Origin of the sequence: Anabaena sp. CS-542/02, assembly GCF_028331085.1 — a bacterium.
GTDB lineage: Bacteria > Cyanobacteriota > Cyanobacteriia > Cyanobacteriales > Nostocaceae > Anabaenopsis > Anabaenopsis arnoldii.
This window is the reverse complement of record NZ_JAQMTM010000104.1, coordinates 45,731-56,873: the sequence shown is the minus strand read 5'-3', so window position 1 is coordinate 56,873 and position 11,143 is coordinate 45,731. Positions and strand designations below refer to the sequence as shown.

Genomic DNA, 11,143 nt, shown 5'->3' with positions numbered 1-11,143 from the left:
GTTCCTGTTACCCATATTTTGTTCCAACTGCTGGCACTAGAACCCGTAGATAGTATAGTCTTTTTAGAAACGCCGGGTCAGACCACTCATACAGTTGAAATCCAACGTTCAGAATTACAAAATATCCTGCAAAACCAAATGCAGTTTAACTGTGGTACTCTGACATTCCCCACGGCTAGAAGCCTGGGGATTCCCATGAATTTACCCGCGCTAACAGCAAGCATCTTCACCGTATGCCCTAGGGCTGCAAGCTCCCTAATAAGAACTACTTGAGCGGCTGCAACATCCCTATGAGTGGTATAACCACAAGTTGAATAGGCATGATTGTTTTGCCAGTTAATAGTATTGTAAAACGATAGGTAACAGGATTCCTTTCAAAAATTGATGGAATTCCCCGACACAAAATTCACAGCACCTTGAAAGTTGCCACTGCGTCTTGCAATTGCTGGGAAATCTCCACAGTTTTTTGCAAAGATTGGGAAACCACACCAGAAGAATCACGGGTACGTTGGGAAATAGACGCCACTTGTTGCATTAACTGGCTGACCTCTTGGGAGGTTTGTAACTGAGATGTAGTGGCATTACAAATTGACTGTACCAAAGCATCTATTTGCCCCGATACATCCAAAATCTCACCCAGGTTTTCCTTGGCTTCCGCCACCATTTTTGTACTTTCCACTACTTGGGAAGTTCCTATTTCCATTGACTGCACCACTGCGGAAGTTTCCCGCTGGATATTATCGATAATTTGCTCAATTTCTTGGGTGGCGCTGGCGCTACGGATGGCTAATTCTCCTATTTCTTCGGCTACTACAGCAAAACCTTGTCCTTCCTCACCCGCTCGGGCTGCTTCAATACGTGCATTGATGGCGAGTAAATTGGTTTGGGTGGCAATTTGGTTAATTAACGACAGCACGCGGGAAATTTGTTGCGAAGAATCCCCTAACCGTTGAACTTTCTTAGTAGTATCGCCAACTGTTTCCTTTAAACTCAGGATATTTTGCACTGTTAAATCCATTGCTTCTCCACTCTTGATGGCATTTTTAGCAGCATTGTGGGCAACAACAGCAGCTTGTTGAGCGTTTTCCGCTACGCTTTTCATAGAAACAGTCATTTGGTCAACAGCATCCAGGGCGCAGCTGATTTCGGCGGATTGGGTGAGTGCTGCTGCTGCGAGTTGGCGAATTGCTGCGTCGTTAGTACCAATGGACACATTTACTTGGGTGGCAGCTTCTTTCACCTGAGTAACAATGTCCCGGAGGTTTTCGATAATAGAGTTAAAAAAGTCGGCGATAGTGCCAATTGCTCCGGTTGTCACCTCGGCACGTACTGTCAGGTCACCGCCAGCGGCACTTTCTACTTGATTGATTAGTTCTAAAAGTTGTATTCGCAGTGTTTCGTTACCACCTTTTTCTTCAGTCTTGCTGGTTTTTTGAATGGTCTTTTCTTTAGTTAAAACCTCTAATTGCAGGGCTAGTTGATGAATATTTGCATGGATGAGTCGTAAATCATCTTGACTGGATCTGTCTCTAGGAGGTTCGATTTCAAGTTTACCAAGTTTTGATAATTCCCCAGATGCATTTAAAATTTGCCGTGTGGTATAGCTGGCTAACCAAACTATCATTATCACTGCTATTAATACTATCAATCCTGTTATTAGTATGGGACTGCTTATGATTTCTTGCAATTGTCTTGAAATACCATGCTCCGGCTGTTCGTCTTGGGATTGGCGAATCAAGTCACCTTGACCATTGACTATGGCAATTCTGTCATTATTTTCTATGGTATTTGTGAATACTGACAGCATTTGAATATCTTCATATATACCCAAATTTAAGCTGTTGACTTTGTGTGTTGACCTTGTGTTTACCTGATCAATTTTATGCACCGATTGAAGAGCAAAATAAGCGATAGCACCTACCCCTATTGTTTGTATAGTGGTGATAGCGATGGCTAAAATCGTCTTTTTCATCAAGAAACTGCCTCGTTGTAAATTTCCCTGTAGAAGATGATTAACTTTTGCATGATGCCTGTTTGAGTCTTTTACATGACCATCGGTAATTTCTGTGGGTGAAATCGAAGATGCTGGATTTTGAGGATTACTAATTTGACTCATAGCGGTTTTGTTAAAGATAGTTTTATTCGCTATAATGGGGGTGATAAATAAATATCGAATGTTTTTCTGTATTTACACATGATCACTGTAAAGAATTGGGGAATCCACAATACTCGATGCATCCAACACGAGCCACATTTCTGGTTGGTGAACAATGCCTCGCACATAAGGCTGTAAACTAGCGGCTACTTTTCCAGAGGGAGGCTGAATGTCATCAGAGATCAAGTTACTTATACCTGTTATCTCTCGTACAACTAAACCTAAAACTACAGATTTTACATTAATTAGGATGAGATTGTATTGCCGAAGCCTGATATTTATAGATTCTAAATTGAGCATTATCGGCAAGTCGATTACCCAAATTATGTGACTGCGCCACAATTCATCAAGCCTAATACACAAGTCGGCATATTAGGCATTGCAGTGACAGATTCTACAGGTAATATAACTGCTTCTTGAGTGTGATTCATGCTCACAAGAGCAGTGGTTTGTTGATTTAATTTAAACTTAAGATACAAATCACCCTTGTTGCTCTCTTTGTCTTTGCCAGAAAAAATACCGTTAAAATTATTCATTATTTGATTACATCGTCACTGATTTAATAGCACGCAGTAACTGTTCGCGTGTATATGGCTTAGTCACATAGGCATCAGCCCCTTGTTTCATTGCCCATAATCGGTCAATTTCTAGATTTTTGGAACTGCAAATAACTATTGGGAGTTTTCGAGTGGATGGATTTTTTTTCAAGGAACGGCATAACTCAAATCCACTCATTCCAGGCATGACTACATCAGTAACAATTGCGTCTAGCTGTTCTGAAGCAGCTTTGTCTAACGCTTCTTTGGCACTAGTGGCATGAATTACATTGTAACCACTATCTTTGAGATAATGGCTCATTAGTTCTAATTCGCTGGGTGAATCGTCTACAAGCAGTATTTTGCCCACTAGAATAATAGTCATACTAAAATTTTCTCAAGATGAAATTGATATGATCAGTATGATCAGATGTACGTATATATACTATTCCAGATGCTTAAACAACATTTTCAGTAAATCTTGCTGTGTAAAAGGCTTAGTTAAATACCCAGATGATCTGACCATTTTTGCCTTGGCTTTGTCAATAAATCCTTTCCTACTTGTTACCATAACAATGGGGATGTTCTTCAGATCTGAATGCCTCCTTAATAGGGAACACAATTCAAAACCTTGTAAATTCGGCATCTCTACATCTAGTAAAATTATGTCTGGTTTACTACGTATAATTTTCATTAATGCCTTTAATGGATCATTGATTGCCACCACTGAAAATGTATCACCTTCCAGAAAAAGTTTTATAGAATCCAATATTGTTTGACTATCATCAATACAAACAACTGTATATACCTTTTTTCTGCCAAATGTCTGAGAATTGTCATGATTCTTGTTGTCAGCAGTTTCAGTATTGTTTGCCCGAGAGAATTGTGGGCTATTGAGAAATTCCGAGGGCGTTTTTTTAAGAGGTAAAACCGGTTGACCTTGACTAGCCTTAACTGATGAGTCGATATTTAGCTGATTTCCTAACTGCTTGTGAGAGTATTCAACTAGTAACCGCAAATCTAAATGGCAGAATTTTGGTAATTTTTCCCAGCCCTCCTCAATGGAAAATTGATAATTTCCTGCTTTTAAGGAGAGAAATGTTGCTAGGGCTTCTTGGGATAATTGAGATATCAGAGTTTCTGCTTGGCTGGGGGTGATAAATTCCTGACGTACCAACCAGCAAATTGCTTGATAATCTGCATATGGCATAGACTGACTTTCATTTTTGGGTTCAAACATCAGCCGGATTTGTACACGGGTGGCACTATCTAGAGTGGGAACTCTCTGACTTAAGCGGTATAGGTGATGATCCAGACGCTCAAATAGTCTGTCTGAATAAGATGCGTAAGTAAGTTTACCCTCCTCTATATTAATTAACCAAGAAGCCATTTGAGTATATACGCGTAAGTTACCAGTAGTATGGCGGCCTGTGAGTTGTGCTAACAGAGATAAGGGATGTAGTTTTTGGGGTACCCGGTGGCTAGTTACAGAAGTCATGTTCATGTTACTTTTATTTCCTCACCTTTGTCTGAATCGAACTATATGTATGATGCCCTTGGTAGTAATATGTAAGATGAATGCCATTGGATGCAATGTCCACTGGCTCATCAGTTGTCATATTGGCACATTTTTCTCAAGCTGCGCTGGTATCCATATTGTTAATTTTGGTGTTCAAGAGCTAAATATAATAGCAGCATAATAACATGATCAAAGCTGCTATGATATTTCAGTATAAACAAGGTAAAATCATATTTTTCAGTGGCATAATTACTGTCCAACAGGGCACATTTTCATCACACACGACTCTAGGGTGGAAACTATCCCCTGTTTCCAACCCATGAAAAATAGGCGCTACTGAGTGAAATTATCAGTTACTCAGGTTAGCTGCTGCAAAAGCTACCTAGGAGAAACAAAAAAGAATAGATGGTGTTTCCCTTAGGAGCAAGGAGCAATTAGAACTATGTTGGCAATGCCAGAAATTAACCTAATAAATTTAGCCTCAGACATTGATGGCTGGGGTTTAATTACTGCATTGAAAATGCGGATGAAAGGACTTGAACCTTCACTCCTCTCGGAACTAGAACCTAAATCTAGCGCGTCTGCCAATTCCGCCACATCCGCATCAGATTCTGATTGTAGCACAAAAAATCTCTTATGGACAGAGGAAATAAAAAAAATATTTTCCTCATGCCCAATTTTCCTACATGACCGCCACACGAGGCAAGCGATGCTTAAAGCCGCAAAGAATTTCCCAAGAAATAGTGTTTAATTTTTCCGCCCACTCGTTAGCTGAAATGGTTTCGTTTCCTTGTTCGCCGAGTAGGGTGACTATTTCCCCGGCTTGTAAATCTGGAATGGTGCTGACATCAAGCATCAACTGATCCATTGTAATCACCCCGATTTGTGGCACGCGCTGGCCGCGAATTAAAACCTGGATTTTTTGGGAAAGATTACGGGGGACTCCATCAGCATAACCAATACCAACCACGGCCAACCGGAGTTCGTGGGGAGCGATAAAGTGTTGACCATAACTAACCCCAGTACCGGCGCTAATTGTTTTGACCTGAGTAACTCGCGCCTTCAGTTGCAGAACAGGCTGGAGGTTAATCGTATTTTTTAAATGAGGAGCTGGATAAAGTCCGTAGATGGCTAAACCGGCGCGGACAATGTCGTAATGTAGCGCAGGATTGGTTAGGGTGGCGGCTGAGTTAGCTAAATGCAAGCAATGTGGATTGATTCCCATGTTTTTGATTTGGGCGATCGCCTGCTCAAATCGTCTATGCTGTTCTTCCATGAAGGTGGTGTCAGGATGATCTGCCGTTGCCAAGTGCGAATAAATGCTGGCAATTTCAAGATGAGGTAAATTCTGTACTAACTGCACAAACTCAACGGCTTCTTTCCAGTCAGTTCCCAACCGAGACATTCCCGTATCTAACTTAATGTGTACGGGTAAAGGAGAAGTATCATTAATGGTTTCTAAAATATTGGAAAAAATCAGAGCGTGTTTGGGACTGCACAGAGTTGGCTGTAGTTTCCAGTGGGCGATGGCCCGAATTTGCTCTGGTGTGTGGGCTGCACCCAAAATCAAAATCGGGGCTTTTATCCCACCTTCCCTGAGTTGAATACCTTCTGGAACTGTAGCGACTCCCAACCAACCGGCTCCTGATTGCAGTGCTGTTTGAGCCACTGTGACCGCTCCATGTCCATAAGCATCAGCCTTGACTACCGCCATCAACTGGGTACGTGGCAATATAAAGTTTACTAACTGCCCCACATTGTGGGATAACGCCCCTAAATCAATTTCCACCCAAGCCCTTTGCGAGAACCAAGCATATGTATCACGCTCCTGACTATCCGCAAAACTAGGGGTTTCTCTGCGACTTAACATTGCACTTAACTCCTATCACAGCACTGCACACTGGCCAAGTTATCTGATTATTCTGGTTTGCCACCCTTAAGGCTATATCAATATGAATCAGTAAACTTCACCCTTGTTCCGGGAGTTATTATCAGGTTATCAACAGCAATTTATTTAAGAATAATTCTTCCTCATCGTTTTCATTATAACGAATATTGCATGTCAAGTCAACCCGCCAATATCTCTTTGATTGCCGTGGGTATTTCATGAATTGACTCTACCTCATTTACAGCCAGCAGTTATGAACGTATAAATTATTCTCATCTCCCAATAAGAGTATATTTGTGTTAATATACATGAAACTAATACCTCGAGCGTTAACCAATGGGGAAGGTTTTAGTCCTAAACGCCTCTTACGAACCGCTCAATATCACGAGCTGGCGTCGCGCTGTGATTCTGTTAATTAAAGGCAAGGCAGAACGCGTTGAGCATAACGGTAAATTTCTGTATACAGATTTTCCGTTGCCCACTGTAATTAGGCTGCGTCATTATGTGCGCGTGCCCTACAAGGAAATTCCTCTCACTCGTCGAAATATTTTGCACCGTGACAGCCACTCTTGTCAATACTGCGGCTATGTCGGCGATGATTTGACACTAGATCATGTCATACCGCGATCGCGCGGCGGATGTGATACATGGGAAAATATTGTTACGGCTTGTGTCCGTTGCAACGTCAAAAAAGGTAATCGTACACCCTACGAGGCCCATATGCCTTTGCGTCATCCCCCACGCCAGCCCTATAGTAGCCTTTATTTTGAGGTCACTAAACACCTCAACAGCGGACTGCATAATGAGTGGCAAAAATATGTGATTGGTCTTTGACGCTCCGGCAATGACTCGTAACACCTAAAGGAATTATCACCTGTTGCGGGTGTAAAATTCTCCTGCGGCATCAGACGGAGGCCTTCTGTCCCCATCTGAGAGGATGTTTGGCGACATCTAATAAAACATGATGGCAAATATAATGTTCTATTGAGCGACCGGTTTCTAATCGGGGGAGATAGGCGCATTCCCAAATTTATTGGGTATGAAAATGCTAAACTATTTTCATAGCGGTAAAGCGCACATGTAAAAACCCTAGGAGCAGGTTTACGAATATGCCGGTTAATAATGAATCATATTTGTCATAGCTTGCGTGGTATACCCATACCCGGCCGTACTAAGTCAAGTGGACAGATCCAACAGCCAGAACCCTGGTAGCAAAAATCAGAAATTTTGTACAAATATGGGAGTCTCAGCACGAGTTTCGTTAAATCTCCCCTAAGACCCCTTAGCACAGTCGTTGTCAGCTTGTGGAGGTATCCACAGACGGAGGCCTGGTGCTAGTATTTAGTCTCTAAGGACGACAGATAAAGCAAGAATTCCCTTCACTTCACTGGGCGGAGTGTCTAATCAAATAAACATAGGGTGTCTATAATACTTCAGAATATTGTAAAATAACTGAGTCAGGTGGAAATTTCCCCAGACAGTATAAAAATATGCTTAAAGCCTGTAAAAGTTGAAAATACATAAAAACTTTAGTTGAAACTCTTATTCAAAATTGGCAAAAATAACCAGAGGGAACTTGGGTGATTTTGGCAGATTATTGACTAATTTGATTCACAGAAAATACATCCAGATAAGTATGTCAACCAAGCTATATTTTTGCGAATATTAGAATGTGTCTCGAAATCAGTTGGGTGTTAATTGTATTATTTTAAACAATTCAATGGAGGCTCGCACTTATCAAAATGTCCCCTATGCAATTAAATTCTGCCGCGCAACAATCAGAAAGTTTTTTATTGACCACAGAACCTAGCCTAGAGGATGCTGTTCATAGAGGTAAAGAACCATTTGAAGTTTCACATACCAAGCCATCCTTGCCATCATCCCATGACGAAGGAAAACAAGATAGATATTTAGGTCAAAGGGGAAATTCCTCGGCTTTTCAGAAATCTGAAGAGTTGCAAAAGATCCTCTTTGCACACCGACATGAGCGTCATCTAGTAATTCTACAGGATTTCCCCGACCCTGATGCTCTCTCTTGTGCTTGGACTTACCAGTTAATTGTTCAGCAATATGATATAAAATGTGAAATCATTTATGCTGGTACGCTGAGTCATCAAGAAAATATTGCCTTAGTTAAACTAACTGGATTACCCGCCCAAAGGTGGACATCACAAGTCCTCAAAAGCAAAGACTTGTCATCTTATCAGGGTTGTATTTTGATTGATAATCAGGGAACTACAAGTCAACTGATGACCGCCGTACAACAGGCGGAAATTCCCGTAATAGCAGTCATTGACCATCACACCTTACAGGCGGAACACAAGTCAGAGTTTGTTGATATTCGTCCTAATGTGCGAGCGACATCGACAATTTTTACTCAGTATCTGCAATCCGGTTTACTGTCTTTAGATAGCAGCATCAGCCAACACGTTAAATGTGCTACAGCATTGATGCATGGTTTACGGTCAGATACTAATCGGCTGATGCAAGCCCAAGAAGAAGATTTCATGGCAGCAGCATATCTGAGTCGGTTTTATGATGCTCAATTGCTGAATGCTATTTTACAGGCAAATCGTTCTAAGCGGGTAATGGATGTGATTGAGCGATCGCTGAAAAACCGCATTGTTCAGAATAACTTTTCCATTGCTGGAGTTGGTTATCTTCGCTACGAAGACCGGGATGCTATTCCCCAAGCAGCTGATTTTCTGGTGACTGAAGAAAACGTTCATACCGCAGTAGTTTACGGTATTGTTCACGACGAAAACGAGGTAGAAGTAGTTATTGGTTCCCTCAGAACTGCTAAACTCACCCTTGACCCTGATGAGTTTATCAAAGAGGCCTTTGGACAAGATAGCACAGGACGATTTTTTGGAGGCGGACGTACAGGAGCAGGCGGTTTTGAAATTCCCATGGGTTTTCTATCTGGTAGTAACGAAAATTCCACCTATGCCAAAATGAAATGGGAAGTATATGATTCTCAAATCAAGCAAAAACTCCTCAAGTTAGTTAATCCTCAAGACGACCCCATTAAATCAGTGTGAAATTAAATTAATACACTACGTCTAAGTAATATTTCTGAATAAAAAACCTGGAGATATAGGGATTGGCTGGGACTGCTCTGAGTAACAGGAGTAATGCCAAAGCCCTAGGGATGGATTTATTCTGGCTATTGTGATAGCAGTAACTAAAACAACATGGAATTATACTTAGTTCGTCATGGTATCGCTCAAGAAAAGCAACCAGACATTCAAGATGAAGAGCGAAGGCTGACTAAAGCAGGAAGACAAAAAACCGAGAAAGTAGCCCAAAGAATTAAACAGATGGGTTTGCAGTTTGACGTGATTCTCAGTAGTCCCTTAGTACGAGCCTACCAGACCGCAGAAATTCTCATAACCGCTGGACTAAGTACCCAACTAGAGGAATCTATTTATCTCGCCCCTAATGGTAATATAGGAGGTTGGCTAAATGAGTGGTTAGAACCGAAAAATTATGCCCAAAATAGCCAAATTGCCTTAGTAGGCCATGAGCCTTGTTTAAGCAATTGGGCAGAAATTATGCTTTGCGGGGAAGTCAAACACAGTTTAGTCTTGAAAAAAGCAGGTATGATCGGGATAAAGCTACCAGAAATAGGTTCACCTGTGGGTCGTAGTCAAATGTTTTGGCTAGCATCGCCCAAGTACCTGCTGTAACAGCCTTTCAACATTTTTCCCCAAAATGTTGTGACATTGACTGCTGTTATGGTGAAAATAATTTCTGGTAAGTTGGCTTGATCAGATATTTCAAAAAGCAAATGGTGTTGCCATGATGGTGTGCGAATACAAGCCTGGTTTAGAAGGCATTCCGGCTGCCCAATCAAGTATCAGTCATGTTGATGGGCAAAAGGGAATTCTAGAATATCGTGGCATCCGAATCGAGGAACTAGCAGAAAAAAGTTCATTTCTAGAAACTGCTTATCTTTTGATTTGGGGTCAACTACCAAGTAAAGACGAATTGAAGACGTTTGAGGATGATATTCGCTCCCACAGGCGGATCAAGTACCGCATTCGTGACATGATGAAATGCTTTCCCGAAAGCGGTCACCCCATGGATGCTCTCCAAGCCTCAGCAGCGGCTCTAGGCTTGTTTTATTCACGTCGGGATTTACATAATCCCGCCTATATTCGGGATTCTGTGGTGCGTTTGTTAGCAACCATTCCCACAATGGTAGCGGCATTTGGGTTGATGCGAAAAGGCAATGACCCTGTAAAACCTCGCGATGACTTAGACTACGCTGCCAACTTTCTCTACATGCTCAATGAGAAGGAACCGGATCCTTTGGCGGCAAAAATTTTTGACATCTGCTTGATCCTGCATGTGGAGCATACAATGAATGCCTCTACCTTCAGTGCTAGGGTAACAGCTTCAACCCTAACTGACCCTTACGCAGTGGTGGCTAGTGCTGTAGGAACCCTAGGCGGTCCCCTACACGGTGGAGCCAATGAAGAAGTGATTCAGATGTTGGAAGATATTGGTACGGTAGAAAATGTGCGTCCCTATGTAGACGACCTGCTGCAACGTAAAGCCAAGATTATGGGCTTTGGGCATCGTGTCTATAAAGTCAAAGATCCACGAGCTACAGTCCTACAAAACCTGGCAGAGCAGTTGTTTGCTAAGTTTGGGCATGATAAGTACTATGACATTGCCCAAGAAATGGAGCAGGTAGTAGCGGAAAAACTCGGGGGTAAAGGAGTGTATCCTAATGTTGACTTTTATTCTGGTTTGGTGTATAGGAAAATGGGGATTCCTACAGACTTATTTACACCAATATTTGCGATCGCCCGCGTTGCAGGTTGGCTAGCCCACTGGAAAGAACAACTGGCAGAAAACCGGATATTCCGACCTACCCAAGTTTATAACGGTGAGCATGAGGTTAATTATATCCCCATAGAGCAACGTTAACGGGCGGTGTGATCGTTAGTCATACTAATGCCCCAATTAACTGGGTCACCGTTGAGATCAAGTCAGGGGAGGTAATGTCTGAGCTTTACGAGGGCAGAGTAAAGGGA

Annotated in this window: 7 protein-coding genes, 1 tRNA gene and 3 pseudogenes; 5 read left to right on the top strand and 6 right to left on the bottom strand. The window is 42.0% G+C overall.

Translation table 11 applies throughout. From position 1 onward, the window contains the following. Nucleotides 1–273: pseudogene (locus PN447_RS11950) on the top strand (hypothetical protein); the annotation flags it as partial. A gap of 133 nt (nt 274–406) precedes the next feature. On the opposite strand, the pseudogene PN447_RS11945 reads toward PN447_RS11950, so the two are convergent. The 6 genes and pseudogenes from PN447_RS11945 to alr all read right to left on the bottom strand — a co-directional run. Then, a pseudogene (locus PN447_RS11945) lies at nt 407–1,402 on the bottom strand (methyl-accepting chemotaxis protein); the annotation flags it as partial. A 786-nt stretch (nt 1,403–2,188) separates the two neighbouring features. Beyond that, nucleotides 2,189–2,691: pseudogene (locus tag PN447_RS11940) on the bottom strand (chemotaxis protein CheW). A 7-nt stretch (nt 2,692–2,698) separates the two neighbouring features. Then, on the bottom strand, nt 2,699–3,076 hold the full coding sequence (locus tag PN447_RS11935; RefSeq protein WP_271732410.1) for a response regulator: 378 nt from the start codon (nt 3,074–3,076) through the stop codon (nt 2,699–2,701). Between the two features lie 60 nt (nt 3,077–3,136). After that, a complete protein-coding gene (locus tag PN447_RS11930) occupies nt 3,137–4,195 on the bottom strand; it encodes a response regulator (protein ID WP_271763251.1) in 1,059 nt (352 codons plus the stop codon). A gap of 536 nt (nt 4,196–4,731) precedes the next feature. Beyond that, nucleotides 4,732–4,813, bottom strand: a tRNA-Leu gene (locus PN447_RS11925). 79 nt (nt 4,814–4,892) lie between these two features. Then, on the bottom strand, nt 4,893–6,080 hold the full coding sequence (gene alr, locus PN447_RS11920; protein WP_271763250.1) for an alanine racemase: 1,188 nt from the start codon (nt 6,078–6,080) through the stop codon (nt 4,893–4,895). 354 nt (nt 6,081–6,434) lie between these two features. Here alr and PN447_RS11915 point away from each other — a divergent pair, with 354 nt between their 5' ends. The 4 genes from PN447_RS11915 to PN447_RS11900 all read left to right on the top strand — a co-directional run bounded on the left by PN447_RS11915 (nt 6,435) and on the right by PN447_RS11900 (nt 11,036). Beyond that, on the top strand, nt 6,435–6,932 hold the full coding sequence (locus tag PN447_RS11915; protein WP_271763249.1) for an HNH endonuclease: 498 nt from the start codon (nt 6,435–6,437) through the stop codon (nt 6,930–6,932). A 917-nt stretch (nt 6,933–7,849) separates the two neighbouring features. After that, nucleotides 7,850–9,139 (top strand): DHH family phosphoesterase, encoded by a 1,290-nt coding sequence (locus PN447_RS11910; protein WP_271763248.1) that lies wholly within the window; start codon nt 7,850–7,852, stop codon nt 9,137–9,139. A gap of 153 nt (nt 9,140–9,292) precedes the next feature. After that, a complete protein-coding gene (gene sixA, locus PN447_RS11905) occupies nt 9,293–9,787 on the top strand; it encodes a phosphohistidine phosphatase SixA (protein ID WP_271763246.1) in 495 nt (164 codons plus the stop codon). A gap of 112 nt (nt 9,788–9,899) precedes the next feature. Then, nucleotides 9,900–11,036, top strand: coding sequence for a citrate synthase (locus tag PN447_RS11900; protein WP_271763245.1), 1,137 nt, complete (start codon nt 9,900–9,902; stop codon nt 11,034–11,036). Nucleotides 11,037–11,143: the final 107 nt, after the last annotated feature.

What these genes read in the sequence shown, in the direction of transcription:
- PN447_RS11935 (WP_271732410.1), bottom strand. Translation starts at nt 3,076, where the DNA reads ATGACTATTATTCTAGTGGGCAAAATACTGCTTGTAGACGATTCACCC.
- PN447_RS11930 (WP_271763251.1), bottom strand. Translation starts at nt 4,195, where the DNA reads ATGAACATGACTTCTGTAACTAGCCACCGGGTACCCCAAAAACTACAT.
- alr (WP_271763250.1), bottom strand. Translation starts at nt 6,080, where the DNA reads ATGTTAAGTCGCAGAGAAACCCCTAGTTTTGCGGATAGTCAGGAGCGT.
- PN447_RS11915 (WP_271763249.1), top strand. Translation starts at nt 6,435, where the DNA reads ATGGGGAAGGTTTTAGTCCTAAACGCCTCTTACGAACCGCTCAATATC.
- PN447_RS11910 (WP_271763248.1), top strand. Translation starts at nt 7,850, where the DNA reads ATGCAATTAAATTCTGCCGCGCAACAATCAGAAAGTTTTTTATTGACC.
- sixA (WP_271763246.1), top strand. Translation starts at nt 9,293, where the DNA reads ATGGAATTATACTTAGTTCGTCATGGTATCGCTCAAGAAAAGCAACCA.
- PN447_RS11900 (WP_271763245.1), top strand. Translation starts at nt 9,900, where the DNA reads ATGATGGTGTGCGAATACAAGCCTGGTTTAGAAGGCATTCCGGCTGCC.